Raw genomic sequence first — 26362 nt, 5'->3', positions numbered from 1 at the left:
CACCATGGCCAGCAGCGGCAGACAGAGCGAAGCCGCATACGCTTGCGCCCGATACCGCTTCATCGCGGAACTCCCTCATCGTCGGATCGGGCCGGTGCGGCGGTGCCCGGATTGGCCCGGCCCAGGCCGCGTAGCATCGCCGAGGTGCTCAGGCCGAGGCTGATCGCGGCGGCGAACATGATGAGCGTGAACATGCTCGGATTGGTGGAGAACCAGCCCGCAACCACGAGGCGCAGGTTCTCCAGGGAGGCCGGCCCGCTCTCCACGAATCGGGCCTGCTTGGCCGCGTGATTGGTGAGCGCGCCGTCATTGGCGTCGAGGGTGGCGACGCGACCCTCGATCCGGTTCCAGATCGAGGGCGTCGTGAGGCAGATGGCCGAGGCCTGGAGGGTGGCCGCGCTCGGGGCCGTGAACACGGTCAGGAGTCCATTCGGATCGCGTCCGGGCAGGCCCTGGCTGACGATCAGGGAGGCCTGCGATCCGATCTCGATCTCGGGCTCGCGAACCTGGTCCTCGGCCCAGGCCTTGGTGGCGGCCCAGCTCTCGCGCGCCGCGGCGCCGAGTCTCGCCGACATCGTGGCGACCTGGTCGGAGAGGCGGTCCTGCGAAGCGGTGGCGCCGTTCCATTCGGCGATGACATCGCGCTCGCGCCGGTCCGTGGTGGAATCGGGACGCGACCGGCCGACCGCGCCGGCCGGACGGGGACCCGCGGCCGGAAGCGCGCAGGCCGGGGGGCGGTCGTTGCGCAGGCGATCGAGACTCGCGCCGTCCATCACGGCGAAGCGACGGCCGGGCTCGCTCAGGTGTGTCGTGGCCGCCCGTCCCTGCCAGATCTGGCGGATCTGGTCCGGATCGAGGCCGGTGGTGCGCAGGATGGCGGGATCGAGGGCGCGGGCCGGCCCGACGACCACGGTCGGCGTCCGCCCTTCGAGGGCGCGATCGTTGGTCAGTTCGAAGTCGATGGGCTTCTCGGCCGAGAGCGCCATCTGGACCGCGAGGGTCGCGGCGGCGGCCATGGATTCCCGGTCGGGCGCCGGCACGATGAGGCGCGGGCGCTGGCCGGGCGCGACCTTCGGCAGGCCGCCACCGAGCGTCGCGGCGAGGTCCGGCAGGCGGATCGCCCGGGCGAGTTGGGGAACCGCCAGGGTCGACCGGTTGAGGAGCAGGAAGCGGCTCTTCGTGCTGCCTCCCTCGCAGGCGCGGTCCGAGGGGGCCGGCAGCAGGGCCTTCACCTCGACCTTGTTCCGTCCAGGCCGCCAGCGGCTGAGCGGCAGGGCGATCGTCTCGTCCCGGAAGAGTTCGCCGCCCGCATTCGCCAGGGGCACGCTGGCCACGTTGCGCCCGTTGACGTCCACGATGATCTGGGCGCCGAGCTCCAGCCCCGCCGCATAGCCACCCGCGAGGGTGAGAGCGACCTTGTCGTAATCCGCCGGCACGAAATCCGTCGGCAGGGTCAGATCGAAGCCGGTCCGGAACAGGCGGCCACTGAATTCCCGGTTCTCGATGCCGAACGCGGAGAACGGCAACGTCTCCCGGCCCTGGGCCGGCACGCCGCGCGCCAGGGCGAGGGCCTTGAGGCCCTGCGGGCTACCCATCGGTTCGCGTGTGGCGAGGCCACTGACGATGCTGCTGGCCGCCTCGATCTCGGCGGGCGTGTCGCCCGCGAGGGTGATGCGAGCGGCCCGGTCACCCTGCGGCGGCTCGAAGGTCAGGGGCTGGCGGCTGAGACCGCCCGGGCCACCGTCATCCGCCACGTGGATCTCGAGGCCGGCCGACCCCTGAGTTTCGCCGGCGAACTCGACCGACACCTGACTGAACCTGCCGGCGAGCGCCAAGCGCTGGACGAGGCCGATCAGGCGCTCGAAGGTGGCGAAGCCCGGCCGGTTGCGCAGGACGATCCGGATCGGGACGATGCCGCGCGCATCCGGCGCGATGGCGGGCAGATCGCGCAGGGAGTTGGCCATCGCGGCGCCGGAAACCGAGACGAGACCCGTCCAGGCCGGGTCGATCTGGGTCCAGAGCTCGTAGGTCGCATCGAGGGAGCAGTCGACCCGATGCCGCTGGACACCGGCGATTTCCAGGGCGTTGTAGCCCGGCTTCAGGAGGTCGCCGGGGATGTCGAATTCGATGATCCGGATCGCGCCCGGTGCCTTGATCTCGCTGCGGCCCACGGCCACGCCGTTGACCTTGGCGGTGAGGAACGAGGCGTCGGGCACCACAGAGATCGCGGCGAGGTAGCCGATGCGCAGGCGCAGGTGCTCCCGAGACTGCGATTCCGTGAGGTAGACCGGCCATTGCAGACCGCTCTCCTCGCCGCTGAGTCGCAGGCTGCTGGACAGGGCCGGGAACGGGCGCTGCGGAAGCGGCGGCGCAGCGGGAGGAGACGCGGGCTCCGCCTCCGCCCGGACGGCGGCGGACGGCCGGCCGGCGCGCTCGGCATCGGGAACGGCGAGGACCCGCGGCGCGCCGCGACCGATGAAGCTCTGCGCCAGGGCCGGGTGGGACACTGCCAGGAGCAGGCCGGCCAGCGTCAGCGCTGAGGCCGCGTGCGATCTGGGGCGACGCTGGGATGTGACGGGCATGGCCGGGTTCGCGCTCGTGTCCGAGGAATGGACTGTCCGTGGGTGGGCTTGCGGTCGCGCCATCTCAGCTGCGCAGCCCCGTCGGGGCAGCGACCATCCGGTCTGAGGTCCGACGTCCGCGCTCCGCCTCGTCCTGCCCGGTCTCGGTCTCGACCATCAGCTGGAGCCAGCTCGGCGATCCGTCGGCCGGTGGCGCGGCGGCCGCCGGCCTGGGGGCCGCCTGCGTGTCCGAATCGGCGGCGCGGCGGCGTGCGCCTGCGGCGGCGGCCTTCGGGGCCTCCTCCTCGACAGGGCGCTGTGCCGTTCCCGTCATCAGACAGGCCAGGGCCCGGATCGGTCCGTACAGACCCCAGCCGATGAACTGCCCGGTCCCCGACAGGATGTCCTTGTGGGTGCGGCGGCGTTGCTGGAAGCGGACCATCGCGTCGGCATCGCCGTACATGATGTCCGCGAGGGCGAAGTAGCTGCCGGGCGTCAGGGTCTCGAAGACAAGGTCGCAGATCGATTCCTCGCCGGCGGCGGTGATTCCTGCCACCCGCACCGGGATCGTCCGGGCATGACTCAGGAGCGGCATGTGTCCCTGGTGGGTCGCCGCGAGGGTGCCGACCGAACCGTCGTCGCTACGGCGCATCGGAACCACCGCATCTATCCGGATCCGGCATCGGGCGCTGGAGATGCGCTCCACGGTGACGTCGGTGGTCGTGCCGTTGAGGTTCAGCACCGCAGGCCGGTCGACCGGCAGCGAGGGGGCCGTCTCCGTCTGACGCCGCTCGGTAGCGACGCCCAGAGCGGCGCCGGCCGTGATGAGATTGAACAGGTTCCAGAGGCCGACTACGAGCATCAGGTTCGTGACGCCGGGCTCGAAGCTGTAGCGGTAGGTAGCGAAGGCTTGAGCGAGGAAGAGGACCGCGAAGACGATGAAGTAGGGCAGCGCCAGGGGGGAGAGCTGGTCGTGGTCCAGGCTGACGTTCTTGGCCGTCACGTTGAAGGTCGGCTTGCGCGGCGACAGGATGACGGCGGCGGTCGCCTTGATGAGGAACAGGCCCTGCACGTACTCGTACAGTTCGGAGACGAAGGGCCAGCGTACCCGTCCGTAGAGGTAGTTCTGCATCATCAGGTTTACGACGATATAGGTGGCTGTGTAGGCGATGGCCTCGTCGACGTTGGCGACGACGATCTTCATGTCGAAGAAGATGTACAGCAGTGGAGCCGCCATGAAGATCAGGCGCGGGAGCGGGAAGAACCAGAACGTCATGCTCGACAGGTAGCAGAGCCTCTGGATCGGCCTCAGCCCACTCTTGAAGAGCGGGTTCTTGAGAAGCATGATCTGCAGCATGCCCTGGCACCAGCGCGAACGCTGCCCGATGAAGGCCGAGAGGGTCTCCGGCTGGAGGCCGGCGATCAGGGGCTTGTCGACGTAGAGGCTGGTCCAGCCCCGCGAATGCAGCTCGAAGGCGGTCTCGCAATCCTCCGTGATGGTGATGCCGGAGAAACCGCCCGCCTCGTCCAGCGCGCTGCGCCGGAGCAGCGCGGCCGAGCCGCAGAAGAACGAGCCGTTCCACTTGTCGAGCCCGCACTGCCCCACCGCGTAGAACATCTCGTTCTCGGAGGGCATCCGCTCGAAGGTCTTCAAGTTCCGCTCGATCGGGTCGGGATTCAGAAAGGCGTGCGGCGTCTGCACGAGGAACAGCTTCGGATCCACGCCGAAATGGCCGATCGTGTCGCGCAGGAACGAGCGGAAGGGCACGTGGTCCGCATCCAGGACCACGACGATCTCGCTGATCGAGTTCTGGAGGCCGTTGTTGAGGTTTCCGGCCTTGGCGTGGAGGTTGCGCCGTCGAGTCAGGTAGGACACCCCGAGATCCGCGCAGAGGGCCTGCAGGACCTTGCGGCGCGCACGCGCCTCCTCGGCCTTGCGGGGATCGCTATCCGCGCATTTCTGATCCGTCCCGCCGTCGTCGAGGAGCCAGACGGTGAACTTGTGCGCCGGGTAGTCGAGGGATTTTGCGGCCGCGAGTGTCGTCGCGAGGATGTGCCGGTCCTCGTTGTAGGTCGGGACGAAGATGTCGACGGTCGGCAGGTCGTCTTCCGCATCCTGCGGGGGCGGGGGACGCCGCAGGGGATCGGCGTTGATCACGAGGCTGACCGCCAGGATGTAGAAGCAGTAGAGCTCCGCTGCGATCAGGATCACGCCGGCCGTGAAACCCGGAAGATCACTGACAGGCGGCAGCGTGCTCGACAGGCGCCAATAGATGTAGCGCAGCACCACGAGGCTGCCGATGGCAAGGAAGGTCAGACGCCCGGTGCGCCCCTTGGCGAACAGCCACAGGAGGATCATGACCGCAATGGCGCCGAGGCTCATCTCAAGCTGAACGTCCGTTCCCAGAGGTTGCGACAGCAACAGCAGGGTCACCGCGGCGCTGGCGAGCCAGATGGTTCGGACGAGAAAGGGTGGCATGGGGCCACTCCGCGTTAGGCGAAGGAAGGATGGGTTAGGCGAAGGAAGGATGGGATGATGGGATGCCGCCCGCGCGGCATACCTCCAGCGTGATCTCAGAATGCGATGCGACCATCGACGCTGGTGTAGTATCCACCCTTGCGAATACGGTCGAATGCGTAGCCCGCCCCGAGCGAAAACTTCATCGGACCGATGGCGAACCCGGTGATATGGCCGCCGGCTCGCCAGCCGTTGAAGAATTCGTCGCCCAGGAGTGTGGCCTCGGGGCCGACGAAGACGCCCGGCACCACCGCAACGCCGGTGCGGAAGCGCGCGTAATAGGCGTTGAACAGCGTCGAGTAGGAGGCATTGGCCGAGAACAGCGTGTTCTCGGTGGGGTTCACATAAAGGTCCGCCGCCACTTTCACGCCCAGGCCCGTGCCGACCACGGGATTGCCGGGGTCCAGGATGGAGAGCTCGTTGCTGCGCACGTTCATGCCGATGTAGCCGGCCAGCGCCGCCTGCTGCCAGATCCACTCGTAGCCGAGCAGGACCGTGCCTTCCTGCTGAACGCCATTGACGGTTTGACGGACTGCCGCGCCCGGATAGGAATAGGTGCCGGCTACGCCCTGCAGGCGTACGCGGAGACCGTCGTTGAGGAGGTTGCCGACGGGCGCGATCGTCGCCGTGATCGTTCCAAAAGCGGAGCTGTTGGTTGTAACGGTCGCACTGGCATCGACGGCCACGATCCATTCGTCACCCGCGACTTCTGGCTGAGCGGCACCCGTATACCAGTCGGCCGCGCGGGGAGAGGTCGGCGCCACGGCCAGTGCACTGAGCAGGAACGACACGTTTCTGAGACGGTGGAACACTTGTGCCGAACCCCGAGAAGTAGCAAATTTGCGCCTCTTTTCGCGCTACATCATCAAGCGCCTGTATAGTTAATTGCCAGTTAATCGAGGTTCCTTGGCTGGCGTCCCTGGTGCGTGCGAAGACTGTTTTCGGCAGCATCGCTGTGCGTGAAGTCCGTGCTTGTGACCATTGAATGGAAAAGCAGCGTAGCTAGCGATTCAATATCGAATTTAAGCGTTTCACGTCCCATTTCATGAGGACTGATTTCGGAGCGCGGGACGGTGTTTTCGCGACGCCCATGACGTTCGGACGAAATCTGGAAGCTTTCTGCAGAGTTTCGGGCTCAAAGCTCGACGTGAGGTCGCGTGCGCGCCGCGTGCCGCGCCAGCCGCTCGGTGCCGTTCCCGGCCTTGCGTCCCCTATCCCGCAGGGTCAGCCAAGGCGGCGAATCGCGCTTTCGTGGCGTGGCCGCGCCAGGCCCGGGCTGCGGCGCTCGACGCTTACCGCGCTGCACTCGACGCTCGGGGCGATCAGGAGTGGCTCGAAGTACTCGCGGCTCAGGGCGTAGATGCGGCCCGTGCCGGCTCCCCCCACCGCCGAGAGGCGGAAGGCGAGCCGGCGGCCGGAGATCCGTTCCGCGCCCGACCGGGTCCGTACGATCACTTCGCGGACGGCCCCGTGCTTGGCCTGAACCGTGCCGAGGGCGTCGCTCATCATCGCGCGATCCTCGGGCTCGACATGCGCGAGTACATCTTCAAGGTTGCAGACCCGCTCCGGCGTGGTCCCGCCCTGCTCATCCTCGCGGTCCGTCCAGACGACTTTCCCGGTCGCGAGATCGATTTCCCAGCAGGTCGAGCCCGACAGGGACCGGATGGCCCGGATCCGATCACGGCTGCGCGCGAGGGCCGCGCGTTTCTCTTGGAGCAGGCGCTCGCGCACCATGCTCCGCTCGATGGCCGCGCGAATCGACCCGGTGAGGCGGTTCAAGTCGCGGGTCAGGGGGAACGCGACCGTCCGATTCTGGCCCTCCTGACGGCAGAGCGCCTCGGCGAGGTCGAGGCTGCATGTCGCCCATCCGCCGAGGAGCCAGCCGACCGCAGCCGCGAACAGGCCGGCGCCGAGCAGGACCAGAAGGGGAAGCGCCGGGGCCGCGGTCTCGGGAGGGCGCAGGGTCACGAGCCATCCCACGCCGCCCCGCTCGACGTCGCCGACGGTCGCCCGAACTTCGGGGCCCTGCGCGTCTGGACCGGAGTCGTGGAGGCTGCGCCCCGACCCGTTCATGACGCGGATCCACAGGCCCCGCCCCCCGTTCGGAAGCATGCGCCGGGCACCGGCAACGATTCCATCGGTCCATTCGGGCGGGAGCTGGACGGCGACGATGCCGAGGGGAGCGCCGGCTTCGCCCACGGGGGCCGCCACGATGAGGTTGCGGGTGACTCCGATTCCGGCCCGGCTTCCCTGCGCGGCCTCCCCGACGACCAAGCCCGAGAGCGCCTTGGTGAACCAAGGACTGCTGGAGACGTCTGCCCCCTGGATGCTCCGACGCGAGGCGGCCAGAACCACACCAGCCCGGTCGGCGAAGAGCGCGTCGGCCAGTTCGGGATGGAGCCGCTGCCAGGCCGCGAGCAGGCGCGCCGGCGCGTCCGGATCACCGCCGGGCGCCTGGATCGCCAGACTCTGTGCAGCGAAGAGCAGTTCCCGTTCGACCGCTAGAAGGCCCCCTTCCAGGCGTTCGGCAACGAAGTCCGCCTGGACGCGCCACTCGGCCTCAATGCGCCGGGGGTTGCCGGTCACCCGATCGCTCGTGCTCAGGACGGCGAGCCCGCCGAACACCGTGGCTAGGAGGAGCAGGAAGGCCAGCAGGCTGCGGAGGGAGGGAAACAGTCCGGTACGCATAGGCCTGCCAAACGAGCGGAGGTGCCGCATTCGACCGGCGGGTCGAAGATGGGTTAACGAGTCATTATCGGAAATGGTAAACGAAACCTTACTGTTGGGTGCGCCGGTTTAGACTTGTATCCCTCGGGGGAAAATTCAGTCCTCCGGTGTGGGGTCTGTGCAGCCATCCTCGGCATGCTCGTCCAACGCTCCATCGTCTTCGGGGCAGCGGCGCAGGCGAGCCCGCCCCCGTCCGCGGCCGCCAGCAGCGGCACGCGCCGGTGGTCGAGCACGGCCAGGACCTCGTCCTCCAGCCGGTTGCGCCCGGCTTCGTGCGCCGCGAGCGCGTCGACGAGGTCGCCCAAGCGCGTTCGACTGGAGTGGCGTCGTTGCCCGCGCCGGCGTCGATGATCGGGAGGAGCTTCAATTGATGCGGGGCGAAGGCGACCTGTTCATTCGTGAAGCGTTTGCGAAGCATGGCATCCACCCTCCTTCAGGGTTCAGGATGCCCGAAAAGCTTGCGCTCAGCGCGGACCGGTTTGCTGGGTCAGGGGCAAGCTTTGGCGGCTTCTGTAGGCGTCAGATCCCAGACTGCGATTCCCTGACACTTCAACATCATCTCCGCGAAGGCCGCCTCGTCGAGACGGTTGCCGGGCAGCGCCTCGCGACCCTTGAGCGGCCATCGTCGCGTATTGCCTAACGCGGGCTTCGCGTCCGCACTCAGGCAGCGGTCCGCGGGTAAGCCGGCCGGCGTTTTCGTCCGACAGCATGGTGTCGTAGAAGTCGCGGACGAGGTGGGCGAGTTGGTCGTCGGTCAGCATCGGCAGGGCGCGTAGAGTCGAGAACAGCTCTTCCGCGGCCACGTATAGCCGACAGGCCCCAAGCTTGGCAGTGCGGAGGTCGTTCGTGCCGAACTGCACACGAATTCGTGGCGGCCGAGGCGCTGCCGCAGGTCGGCTGGAAGCCGGCGTCTGAAATGGGAAGTGCGTCCGCGCTGGACGACGTTGGCGGCCGAACCCAGACCGTGCTCCCGCCGTCCGTGGGGACGGCCTGTGTAGCAAAGGGCTCAGACCGCAGGGCGGCTCAGCGAAGTATCGAATGCCGAGAGTAACTTAGTTCTGACAGTGGCTGGGGGACCAGGATTCGAACCTGGACTAGAGGAGTCAGAGTCCACTGTTCTACCGTTAAACTATCCCCCAAGATCCCCGCGTGGCACGAGGATGGATCCGGTTTTTGCGTCTGCGCCGATGCGATGCCCGGCGGTTTCGACCCGGTCCGTTCCGGTGCAGGGGCGATAGCATGGCTTTCCGGACCGATGCAACCCCGCTTCTGACGGCCCGTGATAGGGTCCGTTACCCTGACATGGGGCGCCGGCCCGGGTCTCAGGCGATGCCGGGTGGCTCGGTGCGGGCCTCGATCATGCCGAGGGTGCGCAGGATGGCCAGCGCGACGATCTCGCAATCGGTCTCGCCTTCCGGCGTGGCCGGGAGGATCGCCACCGTGCTGACCTCGTCGTCGGTCAAGAAGCCGACCACCACCTTGTAGACGTCACCCTCCGGGGCGGCCTCGTCATGCACGAGGCAGACCCGGCAGCCGTGAGCCTCGCCGTAGACCCGCTGCGTCAGCACCTGGACGCGGCGCGGATCGGTCTGTTCCGTGCGGCGCGGGGCGCCGAAGGTGGGGCGGATGATGTTGTCCATGCCCGTCCCTATACCCGACCCCCTCGGATTCGGGGAGACCCCCCTGTCCGCCGCGGCGCAGGACATCCGCCTCTCCGCTGCGGATCCCGTCCGTTCACCGGGTCGGCAAAAGCGCTGCTCACCGTGCCAGGAGGGAGGCCTGATCTTCTTTGGCGAGCTTGAGCAGGTTCTGGCCGTAGGCGGTCTTGGAGAACAGGTTGCCGCGGGCGATGAGCTGGTCCTTGCCGATGAAGCCCTGCAGGTAGGCGATCTCCTCCAGGCAGGCCACCTGGAGGCCCTGGCGGTGCTGCAGGGTGCGCACGAACTCGGCCGCCTCCAGCAGGCTGTCATGCGTGCCGGTATCGAGCCAGGCATAGCCGCGGCTCATCCGCTCCACGTGGAGCTGGCCCCGCTCGAGATAGGCCTCGTTGATGCTGGTGATCTCGAGTTCGCCACGCGCCGAGGGCTTCACGGCGGCGGCGATGTCGAGGACCTGGTTGTCGTAGAAGTACAGCCCCGTCACCGCCCAGGGGCTCTCGGGCTCCGTCGGCTTCTCCACGAGCCGCAGGGGACGCCCCTCCGGGTCGAGGGTGACGACGCCGTAAGCCGCCGGATTGTCGACATGGTAGGCGAACACCGTGGCGCCGGTCGTCCGGGCGCGGGCGCTGCGCAGCAACTCGGTCATGCCCGAGCCGAAGAACAGGTTGTCGCCCAGCACCAGGGCGACGCTGTCGTCGCCGACGAACGCGCGCCCGATGAGGAAGGCCTGGGCCAGTCCTTCCGGCCGGGGCTGGACCGCGTAGCTGAAGGACAGGCCGAACTGCTCGCCGGTGCCGAACAGGCGCTTGTAGTTGTCGAGATGCTCGGGCGAGGAGATGATCAGGATCTCGCGGATGCCGGCCAGCATCAGCACGGAGACCGGATAGTAGATCATCGGCTTGTCGTAGACCGGCAGCAGCTGCTTGTTGATCGACAGGGTGGCCGGGTGCAGGCGCGTGCCCGTGCCGCCGGCCAGAACGATCCCCTTCATGCCCGCGTCTCCGTCTGTGTCCGTTCAGGGCCGACCAGTCGGTCGAGGATGGCGTCGACGGCCTCGGCCCAGGGTCGCGGCGTCAGGCCGTAGGCGGCCGTCAGGCTCGCCGTCGAGAGCACCGAGTTGGCCGGGCGCCGCGCCGGGGTCGGGAAGGCGGAGGTCGGGATCGCATCCACCGGCACGGAGCGCCCGCCGCGCCGGGCGTTGCCGGCGATGATGGCGCGGGCAAAGCCACACCAGGTCGTGGCCCCGGCATTGACGTAGTGATGCGTGCCCGTGGGCGCGGCCGGATCGGTGGCCAGCGCCTGGGCGACCACCGCGAGCCCCGCGGCGAGGTCGCCCGCGCTGGTCGGGCAGCCGTGCTGGTCGTCGACCACGCTCAGGCGCTCGCGCTCGGCGGCGAGGCGCAGCATCGTCTTGACGAAGTTGCCCCGGTGCGGGCTCACCACCCAGGCGGTGCGGATGATGGCGTGGCGCGGATTGGCCGCCCGCACGGCGATCTCGCCGGCCGCCTTGCTGGCCCCGTAGACGCTCTGCGGGTTCACGGCCGCGTCCGAGGGATAGGCGCCGGTGCCGGTGCCATCGAAGACGTAGTCGGTGGAGACGTGGACGAGCGGGATGCCGGCCCGGGCGGTGGCGGCGGCCAGGAGCGCCGGCGCCACCGCGTTCAGGGCCCAGGCCGCGGCGATCTCGCTCTCGGCCCGGTCGACGGCGGTGTAGGCGGCCGTGTTGACCACCGCCGCGTAGGGGCGCTGCGCCAGGGCGGCCTCGATCGCAGCCGCGTCGGTGACGTCGAGTTCGGTGCGGCTCGGGGCGTACAGGCGCACGCTCGGGTCCCAGAGGCCGGGCGCCTGCAGTTCGGTGCCGACCTGGCCGGCGCCGCCGAGGATCAGGATGTTCATGGATTCAGGCATGTTGACGGGGTCAGGCATCTGCCGGGCTCACCCGTGCCCGGCGGGCGATGCGCTCGCGCCGAGGCCGAGGCGCTCGCCGGTGTAGCGCCCCGCGCGGATCGGGCGCCACCAGGACTCGTTGGCCAGATACCAGCGCACGGTCTCCTCCAGCGCCTGCTCGAAGTCCTTGGTCGGGTGCCACCCCACCTCGGCCTCGGCCTTGGACGGGTCGATGGCGTAGCGCCGGTCGTGGCCGGGCCGATCGGTGACGGAGGTGATGAGCCGGTCGTGGGGCGCGTGCTCCGGGCGCAGGCGGTCGAAGGCGGCGCACAGCGCCTTGACCACGGCCAGGTTGTTGCGCACCGAGCGCCCGCCGAGCAGGTAGGTCTCGCCGAGCCGCCCCTTCTCGAGCACGGCCACGAGGCCGCGGGCATGGTCCTCGACATGGATCCAGTCGCGCTCGTTGAGGCCGTCGCCGTAGACCGGCAGCGGCTTGCCCTCGAGCGCGTTGAGGATCATCAGGGGGATGAGCTTCTCGGGGAAGTGGCGCGGGCCGTAATTGTTCGAGCAGTTGGTCACCAGCACCGGCAGGCCGTAGGTCTCGTGCCAGGCGCGGGCCAGGTGGTCGGAGGCGGCCTTGGAGGCCGAGTAGGGCGAGCGCGGATCGTAGCGGCTGTCTTCGGTGAAGAAGCCGTCCGGCGGCAGCGAGCCGTAGACCTCGTCGGTGGAGACGTGGAGGAAGCGGAACCCCGCCCTGGCCGTGCCCGAGAGCCCGTCCCAATGGCTGCGGGCGCCGTCGAGCATCACCTGGGTGCCGACCACGTTGGTGCGGATGAAGGCGCCCGGATCGGTGATCGAGCGGTCGACGTGGCTCTCGGCGGCCAGATGCATCACGGCCTCGGGCCGGAAATCGGCGTAGAGGGCGTGGACCGCCTTCGGGTCGCAGATGTCGGCTTCCACCAGGCGGTGGCGGGGATCGTCGGCCAGGGGCTGGAGCGAGATCGGGTTGGCCGCGTAGGTCAGCGCGTCCAGGGTGGCCACCTCGTGTCCGAGATCCTGCACCAGGTGCAGCACCAGGGCCGATCCGATGAAGCCGCAGCCGCCGGTTACCAGGATGCGCATGGGATGAACGGTCTCTCGTGAAATCGGGACGGGCGGACGATCGGGCGGTGCGGCGCTGTCGTCTCCGGCCGCGTCCCCCCCTGTACAGGCTTCAGAAAAGCGGCGGAAGATCGGCCAGCCGTGGGGCGATCCGGTCCTTGGCCGAGAGCTGCGCGTCGGCGTCCGTCACCGGCCAATCGATGCCCAGCGCCGGATCGTTCCAGAGCAGGCCGCCGTCGTGCTCGGGGCTGTAGACCCCGCCGGCGACCTTGTAGGCCACCATGGTGTCGGGCTCCAGGGTGCAGAAGCCGTGCCCGAAGCCGACCGGGATGTAGAGCTGCTCGCCGCCCTCCGCGTCGAGCCGCACGGCCACGTGGCGGCCGTAGGTGGGCGAGGCGCGCCGCAGGTCGACGGCCACGTCCAGGATGGCGCCGGCCAGCACGCGGATCAGCTTGGCCTGGGCCATCGGAGAGCGCTGGAAGTGCAGGCCGCGCACGGTGCCCTGCGGGGCGGAGAAGGATTGGTTGTCCTGGATGAAGACGTCGTCGATGCCGCTCGCGGCCAGGATGTCCGCCCGGTAGGTCTCCGAGAACCAGCCCCGCGCATCGCCGAAGCGCGTCGGCACCACGCGCCGCACCGCAGGAATGGTCGTCTCGATCACGCGCATACCCGGATCCTCAGCAGGGGCGTCGAACGGAGAAGAACCGCGACATCAGAATGGCACGCGTTCTAGGCGGGGTTCCACCGGTGACCGTCAAGGGCCGAGGCGATTTTTCGTCCGAATGCAATCCGGGATTCAAGTCGGGATCGACCGCCCCCGAACCGCGCCGCAGAAGGTGGCCCTGTTTCCGACACAGGATGTCGCGACACGGGAACCAAGGTTCGATCTCACGGACGTCCCCTCCCCCGGAGGATCGCCCGGATGGATAAGGAGCGACGATGGAGATTCAGGTCACCGCCGGATCCTGCGGCACCGGTTCGGCCTCCTACGAACTCGGCCTCTTTCGGCTTCCGGATGGAAGCCTGCGCGGCGTCGAGGATCTGGAGGCGCTGGTCCTGCCGATTCCGGAGCGCCCGGCGCCCCGGCGCAGCGGCATCGCCCGCGGCCTGCGCGAGGCCTTGGCGGCGACCGGTCCCTTGCCGAATCCCTTGGGTCTGGCCGCTTCCCTCGTGGGCGTCGGCCTGGACGTGCTCGGGGGTGAGGGCCCGAGCCTGTCCGTGGAACTCCGGTTCCGGGATGGCGCCACGGCACTGATCCGGGTGGCGGCCGACATGGCCGCGCAGATCGAGCGCGACCGCGCGGTGGTTCAACACGCCACCCTGCGCCTGTCCCCAGCGCATCCCTCGGTGCCGGACGCCGCGGCCGACGAGGCTCCCCCGGCGGATGGGATCGCGGTGCATTCGGGCGAGGCACACTCCGGTGAGGCACACTCGGGCGAGGCACATTCGGGCGATGAGCATGCGATCGAAGAGATCGCGCCGGACGACCGCACCCTCGCTTCGCTCTTCGCCTACGAGAAGCGCGGCGGCCGCGTGCGCCGGCTGTCGAAGGCGCTGGACAGCTGAAGCTACGCCGCCCGGTCAGCTCTCGATGACGCTCACATGGGCCGCGACCACCTTCCAGCCGCCGGGGAAGCGGATCCAGGTTTGGCTCTGGCGTCCGATGCGCCCGGGAGCGCTTGACCGGGTGAACAGCGTCATGGCGATCCCCGTATCGGCGCCGTAGGTGGTGATCACGGTGTCCCGGAGGTCGCGGGCGAGGCCCTCGGAAGAGCGCGCCCGGCGGAAGGCCCGGATCGCCTCCATGCCGTAGAGGTTCTCGGCCCCGCCATACCGGATGGTGCGGGGATCGTCGTGGAACAGCGCCTCCAGCGTCGGGACGTCGTTGCCCACCAGTGCCGCCTCGTAGGCCGCGAAGGCGGCTTCCACCTCGGCCTTCACGGCCGGATCGTCGATGATCATCGGGGGTCGGCTCACAGGTTCGCCACGGGGGCCCGGGCGACGCCCGCCCGCTCGAGGTGGTACGCGATCCGCAGGGCGACGTCCTCGCGCCAGGGTGCGGCGATGACCTGGACGCCGAGCGGCAGGCCCGCGTCGAGGCGCACCGGCACCGCCACCACCGGCAGGCCGATGAACGAGATCGGCTGGGTGAACACCCCGATATTGGCCCGCACCGGCAGGGTCACCCCGTCGAGCACGAAGGTGGTCTGGCCCGAGCGGGGGGCGCGGCACGGCGTGGCGGGTGCCAGGATGACGTCGACCTCGCGGAACAGATCGAGCACGGCCGCCCGGTACCAGCGGCGGAAGCGCTGGGCACGTTCGACCATCGGGGCCGGGATCATCGCCCCGGCGATCAGGCGGTCGCGCACTGCCGGGTCGAAATCCTGGCCCCGCGTCCGCAGGCGGTCGAGATGGAGGGCGGCCCCCTCGGCGGCGGTGATGAGGTAGGCCGCCGCCCGGGCGCGGGCCGCTTGCGGAATCTCGATTTCGCGCGTCGCATCCAGCGCCCGGGCGACGGTCGCCACGGCCTCGAACGCCTCGGCATCGCCGCCGCGCGCGAAATAGCCGCCCGCCACCGCGACGCGCAGGGTGCCGAGGCCGTCTGCGAGGCGGGAGGCGGTGAACTCGGCCGGCCGCGTGGTGGCGACCGGGTCGTCCGGGTCCGGCCCCTGCATCGCGTCGTAGCCGAGGGCGAGATCCCTGACGCTGCGGGCCATGGGCCCGAGATGGTCGAGGCTGCCCACGAAGGGAAAGCTGCCGGCCCGGGTCAGGCGGCCGTAAGTGGGCTTGAGGCCGAAACAGCCGCAGAAGGCCGAGGGCACCCGGATCGATCCGTTGGTGTCCGAGCCGAGGGTGATCGGCACCAGCCCCGCCCCGATGGCGCCGCCGGACCCGCCGGACGAGCCCCCGGACATGTGGCCGAGGGCGTGCGGGTTGCGGGTCGACCCGTCATGCACGTTCTCGCCGGTGAAGTCGTAGGCGTATTCGCCCATGTTGAGGCCGCCGACCAGGATGGCGCCGGCCGCCTCCATGCGGCGGATCAGGGCGGCGTCGCGCGACGCAGGCGCCCGCGCGCGGTTGATCGTCGATCCCGCCCGTGTCGGCAGGCCGGCGATGTCGAACAGGTTCTTGACCGCGAAGGGCACGCCCGCGAGCGGCCCGAGGGGTTCACCGCGGGCACGGGCCGCGTCCAGGGCCTCGGCGCGGGCCGCGGCGCGTTCGGGTAGCACATCCGTGAAGGCGTTGACCGCGCCGTCGACGCGCGCGATCCGCGCCAGGCAGGCCGCCACGATGGTGCGCGCGCTCAGCGTGCCGTCGCGAAATGCGCCCGCCAGCGCCTCGGCCGTCATGGTGCCCGGATCGCGGGCCTGCTCCACACCCTCCATGCGGCTCATGCCTCGTAGACCGGGGCGGCGTCCACCGCGTCGGCCAGGGGGAATTCGGCCACATGGGCCGCGGCCGCGCGCAGGACCGCGAGGTTGCTGCCGATGGCGCCGATCCAAGTCGGATCGAGAGGAATGGCGAGCAGCCCGGCCGCCGCTTCGATGTAGGCATCGAGGCCGCCGGTCGGCGGTTCGTTGCGCTCCGACATGAGCTTTCTCCCAGTGATGTTTTTTCGTGCCGCCGGGACGCCGCGCGGACGGGGATCTATTCTGCCGCCGCGGCGGCGTGAGTCGCGGGCGGGGTCGACGGCGCGGCCGCCAGGGAGCGGGACGCGGCGTAGAGCAAGGCCGCCACCATCGCGTAAGCAAGCGCCAGGCCGGGCGTCACCGCCACGCCGACCGCCGGTCCGTGCATGAAGCCGAAGAAGGTGAGGACCGCCCCCGCCAGGGCGAAGGCCGCCGCTTTGGCGAAGGCCTGCTCGATGATGAACACCGTGATGGCCCCGAGGACGAGCCCGCCCAGAATCGCGCCTTCGCCGAGGATGCCGAGGCCGGCATAGAGCACGCCGGCCTGCCCGAGCTTGTCGAGGCCCACCGCGGCGGCACTGGTGCCGGCCGCACCCAGCGCCCCATCGATCAAGGTCTTGGCCCAGGCCGCCAGATGGGGCGCGAAGGCGAGCACGATGGCCGGCGCATGGGATTGCGGCGTCTCCTGGAAGGCCTGCGCGCCGATCAGCATGCCGATGTAGAGCAGGATCGGGGCGATCGCGACCACGGGCACGAGGCTGGACAGCAGCGAGACCAGGTTGAGCCAGCACAGCAGCAGGATCACCGCCCCGGTGGCGAAGGAATAGCCGATCCGCCCGCCCATCGCCTTCCAGCCCGGATGGCCGATATAGACCGCATTGATGAAGGGGTTGCCCATCAGGCAGCCGATCAGGCTGACGACGCCGTCGGCCGTGAGCACGCGGGTGGTGGGATAGGGGTCGCCCGCCACCTCGGCGCTCTCGACGTTGTCCATGGCCTCCACGAGGTCGTAGATGCCGAACGGGATCGCGGTGACCAGGATGATCCCGATGAAGTCGAAGCCCGAGAACACGTGGCCGAGAGCCGGCAATGGCACCGAGAAGCCGATGCCGTGGAGCGCCGCCGCGAGGCCGGGGCCGCTCACCCCGCCGATGTCGAGGCCGAACAGCTTGGCGCCCCAGGCGATTCCCATCCCGAACAGGATGGCAACGAGGCCCGCCGGCAGGCGGCCGGGATAGCGCAGGCCCCCGAACCAGGCGAGCAGGATGATGGCGAAGGCCACCACGCCGATCACCGGCGTGGTGATGAGTTCGAGCGCCGGGCGCATGGCGATGAAGGTGACGGAGACCCCGGCGAGCGTGCCGAGCAGCGCCGCCCGCGGGGTGATCCGGCGGATTGCCGGGGCGGCAAAGCCGCCGATCATCAGGATGAAGCTCTGGATAAAGACCCAGGCGAGCCCCGCCTCCCAAGCTTTCACCGGATCGCCGGTGGCGAGCTTGATCGGCAGCATGATCACGAAGACCACGATGAACATGTGCGGCACGCTGATGCCGGAGGGCAGCGCGCAGACGTCGTTGCGCCCGGTCGCCGCGGCGAGGCGATAGGCGAGCCAGCCGTAATAGGCGGTGGAGAGGCAGAGCATCAGTCCGATGGCCGGCAGGATGCGCCCGAACGTGATGGCGTCGGGCATGCCCAGCACGAAGCGCAGCAGGCCGGTGAGCACCAGGAGGTTGACCAGGATGTTGGTGCCGAAGCCGAAGAAGGCGTTCCAATCCCCCGGCACCCACAGGCTCGGCCCGTGGCGTCGCCCGATACCGGATGTCGCTGGCCCCGTTCCGTCCGCGCCCGCCGCCATGATCGAGGTCCTTCCTGCTGGTATGCCGCGCCCGCGTGCCGGGGCGATGATCCGGTCGCGTCGTGAGACCGGGGCTGCGCCCGCGCCTAGCGCGCGCCGGCGAGGGCTTCGACCACCGCATCCGAGGACGTGACCCAGCCGAAGATCCCGCCTTGGGCGGCGATCATCGCGAGGCCGACTCGGTGGAATTCAGGGCAGTAGGAGGCGCAGCCATCGCCGATCGCGATGCAGCGATAGCCGCGGTCGTTGCCCTCGCGGATGGTCGTGTGCACGCAGACCTCGGTGGTGACCCCGCAGACCAGCAGGGTCGCGATCCGGCGGGCCGACAGGACGGCCCCCAGATCGGTGGCGTAGAAGGCGCCCTTCCCGGGCTTATCGATGACCACCTCGCCCCGGATCGGCGCCAGTTCGGGCACGATGCCGTGACCCGGTTCGCCGCGGATCAGGATGCGGCCCATCGGACCCGGCGCGCCGATGCGCGCGGTGGGCGTCCCTCGTTCCAGCTTGGCCGGCGGCGCATCGGAGAGGTCGGGCTTATGGCCCTCCCGCGTATGCACGATGAGGAGGCCGGCGTTTCGTGCGGCGGCCAGCACCGACCGGATCGGCGGCACCGCCGTCTGCAGCAGGCTCACGTCGTTGCCGAGGGTCTCGCCGAAGCCGCCGGGCTCCAGGAAGTCCCGCTGCATGTCGATGATCACCAGCGCGGTGGTCGCCGGATCGAAGGAGGCAGGGGCAGGTTCGGCCGCGATGACTGGACGCATGATCGGGGCACCGGGCCGGAGGAGTCTCGACCCGGGCGGGGCGGCGTCGTGTCCGGCCCCGATCTCGAATCTCCGGTGATCATGGATCCAAGCTCTGCCGGAGACACGCCCAAATGATGCGCGGCGCTGCATCCTTGCCGTGCAGGTTGCGCCGCGCTTGTCCGCCCCGCGGCGCGCCCAGCGTGACGGGACCTGTCCGCCGGGACACGCGGGGGGGGGGGCAGTCCACGCGACCCGGTGCCTTCGCCAGCCGGCCGGGACGCCGCGGAACGGACGGTCCGGGGCGCGTGCCACGAGGCCATGGACGCTCGAGCCGTGGACGCTCCAATGCCTAACGATAATGCAACCCTGGCTAGAAATTAGACCATCTGGTCCGACTATCATTTGGCGCGTGGCGTTTCCAGGGCGCGAGCGGCCCGGTGTGCGGGACGGCGCAGGTCCGTTTCCGTAGGGGAGCGCGCCAGGATTGTTGCATTTTTGTATCACCCCGCCTGGTTGCGTGGACGGGCCGGCCGGATGGCACATCGGTTGCGGTCATTTGCCCCAACGGATGCTTAAATCCGAGGGGGACGTTATCGATGATCACGACATTCACACGACCGCTGCTGGCTGCCACGCTGAGCCTCGCCGCCCTGGTGCCGGCCCTGGCCGCAGACCTCACCAAGGAGAAGGCGCCGATCGCACCCGTGGTGGTGCCGTCCGGGTTCTTCCTGTTCTCCGATACGCAGATCAGCTACCGCTACCAGTTCCCGGCTGCCAGTCCCGGCGCCCAGGTCCAGCGGTCCGACGGCAGCTTCCGCAACCAGGACGCGCCCAAGCACATCCTCAACCTCTCGCATGCGGATGCCTGGGCCTACGGCACCAACTTCTTCACCCTCGACATCCTGAAGTCGGGGTCGCAGTTCCCGGCGGGCACCACCGATGGTTTCGGCGTGCCGACCTACTTCGAATACGGGAACACCGAGGCCTACGGCCTTTATCGCGGAACCTTGAGCCTGAACGCCCTGACGGGGACGAAGGCCTTCGTGGTGCCCGGCATCATCAAGGATGTGTCGCTCGCCTTCGGCTTCGATGCCAATGCGCAGAACGACGCCTTCGGCTCCAAGAAGCGCGACGTGGTCGGCGGCCTGAACTTTGCCTTCGACGTCCCGGCCGGCTTCCTCAGCGCCTCGGTCCATGCCTACAAGGAGTGGAATCGCAACGGCTTCAACGTCGCCCCGAACCGGGATACCAGCTTCAACACGGTCCCGGAATTCGAAATCGTCTACAGCTTCCCGCTGGCCTTCACGGGCCTGCCGCTCAGCATCGCGGGCTTCAACAACATCGTCCTGCCCAAGGGGCGTGGCGTGAGCGATCCGTCCGCCTTCGCCTCCAACCCGAAGACGGGCCTCGAATTCCTGTCGCGGACCAACCTGGTCCTCGATGTCGGCAAGCTGATTTACAACCAGCCGAACCGGGTCGACGTCTTCATCGGCTTCCAATACTGGCTCAACAAATTCGGCAACGTCGAGCGCGCCAACTTCAAGGGGACCGAAGAGAAGAGCTTCCTGGCCGGCGTCTCCTTCCACGTGTTCTAAGGGTAGGCTCCAACGGCAGGCGCCTTCTCACAGGACAGGCACCTTGATCGATGGTCTGCAGGCGAGGTCTGCAGACCATGACCTGAACGACGAGGCCGGACCGCCGTCCGGCCTCCCGATTTCCGGGCGGGCCAGGGTGAGGGCCGGTCCGCACCGAGGGAACACCGGATCAGCATGGTCGAAACCCCCGCGACGCGACGAGTCTGGATCCGCAACCCGCTGGCGATCCTGGCGCTGGATTCCGGCGGCGGCCTCGTCGTCGCAGGTACCCGCATCGTCGAGCGCGTGCCCGCGGGCGGCACGCCCGCCGCGCCCGTCCACGAGACCTTCGACGCCAGCCGCCACGTGGTCGTGCCCGGCCTCATCAACACCCACCACCACTTCTTCCAGACGCTCACCCGCGCCCACCCGGTGGCGATCAACAAGCCGCTCTTCCCGTGGCTGAAAGCGCTCTACACGGTCTGGGACAGGATCACCCCCGAGGCGTTCCGGCTGGCCACCCGGCTTGCCTATACCGAGCTGCTGCTCTCCGGCTGCACCACGGCCGGCGACCACCATTACCTGTTCCCCAAGGGCCTCGAATCCTCCGTCGACATCCAGGTCGAGGAGGCCGGCCCCCTCGGTATCCGGGCCTTCGTCACCCGCGGTTCGATGAGCTTGTCGGTGCGCGACGGCGGCCTGCCGCCCGAATGCCTGACGCAGGACGACGACACCATTCTGGCCGATAGCGAGCGGGTGCTGCGTCTGTTCCACGACCCCAAACCGGGCGCGATGGTGCAGATCGGGCTGGCCCCGTGCTCGCCCTTCAACGTCACCAAGCGGCTGATGCGCGAGAGCGCGGCCCTGGCGGACGCCCACGATTGCCGCCTGCACACCCATCTCGGCGAGACGCTGGACGAGGACCGCTACTGCGTCGCGATGTTCGGCCAGCGCCCGGTGGACTACCTCGAGGAGGTGGGCTGGATGGGGCCGCGCACCTGGCTCGCCCACGGCATCCACTTCAACGACGCGGAGGTGAAGCGCCTCGGTGCGGCCGGCGTCGGCGTGTGCCACTGCCCGACCTCGAACATGACCCTGGCCTCGGGCCAGTGCCGGACCTGCGAATTGGAGGCGGCCGGCTCGCCCGTCGGCCTCGGGGTCGACGGCTCGGCCTCCAACGACAGTTCGAACCTGATGGAGGGCGTGCGCCACGCCCTGATGATCAATCGCCTGACCTACGGCGCCGAGGCCGTCACCCATCTCGACGCCCTGCGCTGGGCGACCGAGGGCTCCGCCGCCTGCCTCGGGCGCAGCGACATCGGCCGGATCGCGGAGGGCTGCGAGGCGGATCTGGCCCTGTTCACCCTCGACGAGCTGCGCTTTTCCGGCGCGCACGATCCCCTCGCGGCCCTGGTACTGTGCGGCGCCCACCGGGCCGACCGGGTGATGGTGGCAGGCTCCTGGCGGGTCATCGACGGCCAGCCCCTCGGGATCGAGACCGGCCAGTTGCGCGAGGCCCATACCCGCCTCGCCCACGCGCTGTTCGGAGCGCTCTAGCGTGGTCCCCGTCGTCCCCCCTGTCCGCACGGAGGGGCCGACACCCCTCTTCGGCGCCTATGGCATCGTCAAGCGCTTCGGCGCCTTCACGGCCAATGACGGCATCGATCTCGAGATCCGGGCCGGCGAGATCCACGCCCTGCTGGGCGAGAACGGCGCCGGCAAGTCGACCCTGATGAAGATCCTGTACGGGCTCCTGGAGCCCACCGAGGGGGTGGTGACCCATCGGGGCGACGTCGTGCGCCTCGCCCATCCGGAGGCCGCCCGCGCGCTGGGCATCGGCATGGTGTTCCAGCACTTTTCGCTCTGCGAGAACCTGACGGTCGCCGAGAACATCGCGCTGGTGATGCCCAAGGGTCTGAGCGGCCGGACCCTGAAGGCCCGGATCGCGGAGGTCGGGTCGACCTACGGCCTGCACCTCGACCCTGACCGGCCGGTCTGGTCGCTCTCGGCCGGCGAGCGCCAGCGCATCGAGATCATCCGCTGCCTGCTGCAGGACCCCAAGCTCGTGATCCTCGACGAGCCGACCTCGGTGCTGACCCCGGGCGAGGCCGAATTGCTGTTCACCGTGCTGGAGCGCCTGCGCGACGAGGGCCGGGCGCTGCTCTACATCTCGCACCGCCTCGACGAGGTGCGCCGGCTGTGCGCGCGTGCCACCATCCTGCGCGGCGGCCGGGTGGTGGGGGCCTGCGACCCCCGCGCCGAGACCGCCCGGTCCCTCGCCGCCATGATGGTGGGCGTCCAGGTGCGTGAGGTGAAGCCACCTTCCGACGTGGCGACCGGGCCGGAGCGCCTGGTCCTGACCGGGCTCACCCTCCCCGCCCCCGGCCTGCACGGCACCGCCCTCGACGGCGTCTCCTTGAGCGTGCGCGGCGGCGAGATCGTCGGCCTCGCGGGGATCGCCGGCAACGGGCAGGCGGAGCTGTTCGATGCCCTCTCGGGCGAGACCCTGGCGCCGGAGGCCGGCATGGTGCGGTTCGACGGCGTCGCTTCGGGGCGCCTCGGCATCACCGCCCGGCGGCGGGGCGGCGCCGGTTTCGTGCCGGAGGAGCGCAACGGCCACGGCGCGGCCCCGACCCTGAGCCTGTCCGACAACGCGATCCTGTCGCGCCACGCCACCGCAGGCCTGAGCCGCTTCGGAGTCCTGCGCCGCGCCACCGCCAAGGCCCTGGCCCGGGACGTGATCGCGGCCTTCGACGTGCGCAAGGCGGGACCCGATCCCGCCGCCGGAACGCTGTCGGGCGGCAACCTGCAGAAATACCTGATGGGGCGCGAGATCCTGGCCGAGCCCGGCATCCTCGTGGTCAACCAGCCGACCTGGGGCGTCGACGCCCTCGCGGCCGCCCATATCCGGCAGGCGCTCCTCGATCTCGCTTCCCGCGGCGCCGCCGTGCTGGTGATCAGCCAGGACCTCGACGAATTGTTCGAGATCGCCGGCCGCATCGCCGTGCTGCACGACGGCACCCTGTCGCCGCCGGTGCCGGCCGCCGAGACCACCCGCGAGGCCTTGGGGCTGCGCATGGGCGGGGCGAACCCCGCGGAAGCCGCCGAGGGTTCGGTGGCGGGCGCGCCGGATCACGCCCGGGAGCCGGCCCATGCGCATTGACCTGACCCCGCGCACCAACCGGTCGGCCCTGATGGACGCGCTCTCGCCCATCCTGGCCTTCCTGGCCGCGCTGGTGGTGGGCGGGCTCGTGGTGGCCGTCATGGGCCGCTCGCCGGCCACCGCCTTCGTCACCTACTTCGTGGCGCCCCTGAGCGAGGTCTGGTCGCTGCAGGAGGTGGCCGTCAAGGCCGCGCCGCTCGCCCTCATCGCCACCGGCCTGGCCTTCTGCTACCGCGCCAACATCTGGAATATCGGGGCCGAGGGACAGTTCGTCGTCGGCGGCCTGTTCGGCGGCTGGATCGGCGTCGCCACCCACGGATCGCCCGGCGATCCCCTCTGGGTGCTGCCCCTGATGCTCCTCGTCGGCACGGGGGCCGGCATGCTCTACGGGCTGATCCCGGCCCTCCTCAAGGTGCGCCTCGGCGTCTCCGAGATCCTCACCAGCCTGATGCTGGTCTACGTGGCCGAACTGCTGCTCGACTACATGGCGCGCGGCCCGCTGCGCGATCCGGCCGGCTTCAACTTTCCCCAGAGCGTCACCTTCGATGACGCCGCCCGCCTGCCCTACCTGATGGAGGGCGGCACCCTCCATGCCGGCGTCGCCATCGCGGTGGCGGTGGTGGTCCTCGCGACCCTGGTTCTCGGCCGCACCCTGTTCGGCTTCACCGTGCGGGTGGTGGGGGCGAGCCCGCGCGCGGCGCGCTTCGCCGGCTTCAGCGACGGGCGCCTGACGCTCGCGGTCTTCGCCGTCTCCGGGGGCGCCGCGGGACTGGCCGGAATCTGCGAGGTGGCGGGCCGGATCGGCCAACTCCAGCCGTCGATCTCGCCGGGCTACGGCTTCACCGCCATCATCGTGGCGTTCCTCGGGCGGCTGTCCCCGATGGGAATCCTGGTGGCGGCCCTGGTCATCGCCCTCACCACCATCGGGGGCGAGGGCGCCCAGATCGACCTGAAGCTCCCCCTCGACCTGACGCGGGCCTTCCAGGGCCTGCTGCTCGCCCTGGTGCTCGGGGCCGACGCCCTGTCGCGCTACCGGGTCCGCCTCGTGCCGGGAGCGACCGCATGACCATCCACGGCGTCAGCCTCGATATCGTCCAGATGGTGCTCATCACCATCGTGGCCGCCGCCACCCCGCTGATGATCGCGGCGCTCGGCGAACTCGTCGCCGAGCGCGCGGGCGTGCTCAACCTCGGCGTCGAGGGCATGATGGTGCTGGGCGCCGCCGCCGGTTTCGCGGTGGCGGTGGAGACCGGCTCGACGCTGCTCGGCGCGCTGGCGGGGGCCGGGGCGGGCCTCGCCCTCTCGGCCCTGTTCGGACTTCTCACGGTGGTGCTGAGCGCCAATCAGGTCGCCTCCGGCCTCGCCATGACGATCCTGGGGCTCGGGCTCTCGGGCCTCGTCGGCGCCTCCTATGTCGGCCTCAAGCGCGATCCGGCCCCGCACCTGTCCGTGCCGGGTCTTACCGATCTGCCCGGCCTCGGCGGCCTGCTCTTCGGGCAGGACGGCTTCGTCTACTTCGCCTTCGCGCTGGCGGCCGGGGTGTGGTGGTTCCTGTGGCGCACCCGCGCCGGCCTGATCCTGCGGGCCATCGGCGACGACCACACCGCCACCCACGCGCTGGGCCTGCAGGTCCGCAAGGTGCGCGTCCTCGCGGTGCTGTTCGGCGGTGCCTGCGCGGGGCTGGCCGGGGCCTACCTGTCGCTGTCCTACACCCCGTTCTGGGCGCCCGCGATGACGGCCGGGCGCGGCTGGATCGCCCTGGCCCTCGTGGTCTTCGCCTCCTGGAATCCGCTCCGGGCGGTGGCCGGCGCCCTGCTGTTCGGCGGCGCCACGGTGCTCCAGCTCAATGCCCAGGCGGCCGGCCTCGGCCTGCCGGGGCAACTCCTCTCCGCCCTGCCCTACCTCGCCACCATCCTGGCCCTGGTCTTGCTCTCCCTCGGCAGGCGCCAGGGCGGCTCCCTCGCCCCGGCGGCCCTCGGCCGCGTCTTCACCCCGCACCGGTAGACGTGCATTCTGGAAGGATATCGGAACGATGCGGATCGTGCAGGGTGCCCTGGTGGCCGTTCTCGCCCTCGCATTTGGGGCCGCGCAGGCCCCGGACGCGCACGCGCAGGAGAAGAAGCCCGGCGAGAAGCTGAAGGTCGGCTTCGTCTATGTCGGGCCGGTGGCCGATTACGGCTACTCGTACCAGCACGACCAGAGCCGCAAGGCCCTCGCCGCCGCGCTGGGCGACAAGGTCGAGACCAGCTTCCTCGAGAACGTGCCGGAGGCCGACAGCGAGCGGTCCATCGAGAGCTTCGCCCGCTCCGGCTACGGCCTGGTCTTCACCACCTCGTTCGGCTTCATGGAGCCGACCCTGAAGGTCGCCAAGAAGTTCCCCAAGGTGAAGTTCGAGCACGCCACCGGCTACAAGCGCGCGCCCAACGTCTCGACCTACTCGGCCCGCTTCTACGAGGGCCGCTACGTCTGCGGGGTGATCGCCGGGCGCCTCTCGAAGACGGGCACGCTGGGCTACATCGCCTCGTTCCCGATCCCCGAGGTGGTGAGCGGCATCAACGCCTTCATGCTCGGCGCCCAGTCGGTGAACCCCGACATCAAGATCAAGATCGTCTGGGTCAACACCTGGTTCGACCCGGGCAAGGAGGCCGAGGCCGCCAAGGCGCTGCTGGCCCAGGGCGCCGACATCCTGTCGCAGCACACCGATTCCGCTGCGCCGTTGCAGGAGGCCGAGAAGCAGGGCAAGCTCGCCTTCGGACAATCCTCGGACCAGATGCGTTTCGCCCCGAAGGCCCAGCTCACCTCGATCGTCGACGACTGGGACAGCTACGTCATCGGCGAGGCCAAGGCCGTCCTGGACGGCACCTGGAAGAGCCACGACACCTGGGGCGGCATCAAGGACGGCATGGTCGTGCTGGCGCCCTTCGCCAACATGCCCGACGACGTGAAGGCCCAGGCCGAGGCCACCAAGACGGCGATCGCGAACGGCACGCTCCTGCCCTTCCACGGCCCCGTCTTCAAGCAGGACGGCACCGAGGCGGTGAAGGCCGGCGAGAACGCCCCCGACCCGATGATCCTCGGCATGAACTGGTACGTGAAGGGCATCGCCGACACGCTGCCGCGCTAGGGCCGTCGCGAACCGACCCGTGGGGGAGCGAGGAACCGGCG

22 protein-coding genes and 1 tRNA gene are annotated in these 26362 nt (G+C 69.7%); 7 read left to right on the top strand and 16 right to left on the bottom strand.

Annotated features, from left to right (window positions below; translation table 11 throughout):
- Nucleotides 1–59 precede the first annotated feature (59 nt).
- From ACV7NL_RS15150 to rfbC, 11 genes are all read right to left on the bottom strand, one after another.
- Nucleotides 60–2582: a cellulose biosynthesis cyclic di-GMP-binding regulatory protein BcsB gene (locus ACV7NL_RS15150; RefSeq protein ID WP_463356096.1), complete on the bottom strand. Its 2523-nt coding sequence runs from the start codon at nt 2580–2582 to the stop codon at nt 60–62.
- A 64-nt stretch (nt 2583–2646) separates the two neighbouring features.
- Nucleotides 2647–5040, bottom strand: coding sequence for a UDP-forming cellulose synthase catalytic subunit (gene bcsA / locus ACV7NL_RS15145; protein ID WP_463356095.1), 2394 nt, complete (start codon nt 5038–5040; stop codon nt 2647–2649).
- Nucleotides 5041–5135: 95 nt separating this feature from the next.
- Nucleotides 5136–5861: a cellulose biosynthesis protein BcsS gene (gene bcsS / locus ACV7NL_RS15140; RefSeq protein ID WP_056190718.1), complete on the bottom strand. Its 726-nt coding sequence runs from the start codon at nt 5859–5861 to the stop codon at nt 5136–5138.
- A gap of 442 nt (nt 5862–6303) precedes the next feature.
- On the bottom strand, nt 6304–7767 hold the full coding sequence (locus tag ACV7NL_RS15135; protein WP_463356094.1) for a PDC sensor domain-containing protein: 1464 nt from the start codon (nt 7765–7767) through the stop codon (nt 6304–6306).
- Between the two features lie 793 nt (nt 7768–8560).
- Nucleotides 8561–8767, bottom strand: coding sequence for a DUF6538 domain-containing protein (locus tag ACV7NL_RS15130; RefSeq protein WP_463357137.1), 207 nt, complete (start codon nt 8765–8767; stop codon nt 8561–8563).
- Nucleotides 8768–8871: 104 nt separating this feature from the next.
- Nucleotides 8872–8945, bottom strand: a tRNA-Gln gene (locus ACV7NL_RS15125).
- 183 nt (nt 8946–9128) lie between these two features.
- Nucleotides 9129–9446, bottom strand: coding sequence for a hypothetical protein (locus ACV7NL_RS15120; RefSeq protein WP_056190599.1), 318 nt, complete (start codon nt 9444–9446; stop codon nt 9129–9131).
- Nucleotides 9447–9564: 118 nt separating this feature from the next.
- Complete coding sequence (gene rfbA / locus ACV7NL_RS15115; protein ID WP_463356033.1) at nt 9565–10455, bottom strand: glucose-1-phosphate thymidylyltransferase RfbA; 891 nt, start codon at nt 10453–10455, stop codon at nt 9565–9567.
- Nucleotides 10452–11360, bottom strand: a complete 909-nt coding sequence (gene rfbD / locus ACV7NL_RS15110; protein ID WP_463357135.1) for a dTDP-4-dehydrorhamnose reductase — start codon at nt 11358–11360, stop codon at nt 10452–10454. The genes rfbA and rfbD overlap by 4 nt, the downstream gene beginning before the upstream one ends.
- A gap of 39 nt (nt 11361–11399) precedes the next feature.
- Complete coding sequence (gene rfbB, locus ACV7NL_RS15105) at nt 11400–12473, bottom strand: dTDP-glucose 4,6-dehydratase (RefSeq protein ID WP_463356034.1); 1074 nt, start codon at nt 12471–12473, stop codon at nt 11400–11402.
- 91 nt (nt 12474–12564) lie between these two features.
- On the bottom strand, nt 12565–13119 hold the full coding sequence (gene rfbC, locus ACV7NL_RS15100) for a dTDP-4-dehydrorhamnose 3,5-epimerase (protein WP_463356093.1): 555 nt from the start codon (nt 13117–13119) through the stop codon (nt 12565–12567).
- Between the two features lie 272 nt (nt 13120–13391).
- On the opposite strand from rfbC, the gene ACV7NL_RS15095 reads away from it, so the two are divergent.
- Nucleotides 13392–14018, top strand: a complete 627-nt coding sequence (locus ACV7NL_RS15095) for a hypothetical protein (RefSeq protein ID WP_463356092.1) — start codon at nt 13392–13394, stop codon at nt 14016–14018.
- A gap of 15 nt (nt 14019–14033) precedes the next feature.
- Here the strand turns inward: ACV7NL_RS15095 and hpxZ are convergent, their stop codons facing one another.
- From hpxZ to ACV7NL_RS15070, 5 genes are all read right to left on the bottom strand, one after another.
- Complete coding sequence (gene hpxZ / locus ACV7NL_RS15090) at nt 14034–14414, bottom strand: oxalurate catabolism protein HpxZ (RefSeq protein WP_056480768.1); 381 nt, start codon at nt 14412–14414, stop codon at nt 14034–14036.
- 11 nt (nt 14415–14425) lie between these two features.
- Entirely contained in the window at nt 14426–15802 is a 1377-nt protein-coding gene (locus ACV7NL_RS15085; RefSeq protein WP_463357136.1) for an AtzE family amidohydrolase, read from the bottom strand.
- Between the two features lie 41 nt (nt 15803–15843).
- Nucleotides 15844–16044 (bottom strand): DUF4089 domain-containing protein, encoded by a 201-nt coding sequence (locus ACV7NL_RS15080; RefSeq protein WP_056190587.1) that lies wholly within the window; start codon nt 16042–16044, stop codon nt 15844–15846.
- 56 nt (nt 16045–16100) lie between these two features.
- On the bottom strand, nt 16101–17717 hold the full coding sequence (locus tag ACV7NL_RS15075) for a regulator (RefSeq protein ID WP_463356091.1): 1617 nt from the start codon (nt 17715–17717) through the stop codon (nt 16101–16103).
- 86 nt (nt 17718–17803) lie between these two features.
- Nucleotides 17804–18478 (bottom strand): cysteine hydrolase family protein, encoded by a 675-nt coding sequence (locus tag ACV7NL_RS15070; RefSeq protein WP_056190582.1) that lies wholly within the window; start codon nt 18476–18478, stop codon nt 17804–17806.
- A gap of 578 nt (nt 18479–19056) precedes the next feature.
- Between ACV7NL_RS15070 and ACV7NL_RS15065 the strand changes: the two genes are divergently transcribed.
- From ACV7NL_RS15065 to ACV7NL_RS15040, 6 genes are all read left to right on the top strand, one after another.
- Nucleotides 19057–20055, top strand: a complete 999-nt coding sequence (locus tag ACV7NL_RS15065) for a hypothetical protein (protein ID WP_056190580.1) — start codon at nt 19057–19059, stop codon at nt 20053–20055.
- Nucleotides 20056–20229: 174 nt separating this feature from the next.
- On the top strand, nt 20230–21591 hold the full coding sequence (locus tag ACV7NL_RS15060) for an 8-oxoguanine deaminase (RefSeq protein WP_247636991.1): 1362 nt from the start codon (nt 20230–20232) through the stop codon (nt 21589–21591).
- A 1-nt stretch (nt 21592) separates the two neighbouring features.
- The gene (locus tag ACV7NL_RS15055) at nt 21593–23197 is read left to right on the top strand and encodes an ABC transporter ATP-binding protein (protein WP_463356090.1); all 1605 of its coding nucleotides are present in this window, start codon (nt 21593–21595) and stop codon (nt 23195–23197) included.
- A complete protein-coding gene (locus tag ACV7NL_RS15050; protein WP_463356089.1) occupies nt 23187–24263 on the top strand; it encodes an ABC transporter permease in 1077 nt (358 codons plus the stop codon). The genes ACV7NL_RS15055 and ACV7NL_RS15050 overlap by 11 nt, the downstream gene beginning before the upstream one ends.
- Nucleotides 24260–25201: an ABC transporter permease gene (locus tag ACV7NL_RS15045; RefSeq protein WP_247636988.1), complete on the top strand. Its 942-nt coding sequence runs from the start codon at nt 24260–24262 to the stop codon at nt 25199–25201. Before ACV7NL_RS15050 ends, ACV7NL_RS15045 begins: the two co-directional genes overlap by 4 nt.
- Nucleotides 25202–25229: 28 nt before the next feature.
- Nucleotides 25230–26321 carry a BMP family ABC transporter substrate-binding protein gene (locus tag ACV7NL_RS15040; RefSeq protein WP_463356088.1) on the top strand — a complete coding sequence of 364 codons (1092 nt, stop codon included), beginning with the start codon at nt 25230–25232 and terminating at the stop codon, nt 26319–26321.
- The last annotated feature ends 41 nt before the right edge of the window (nt 26322–26362 follow it).

It is taken from the genome of Methylobacterium sp. Ger2507 (assembly GCF_055231875.1).
Note: the sequence above shows the minus strand (reverse complement) of the source record. Positions and strands in the feature narration are given on the sequence as shown.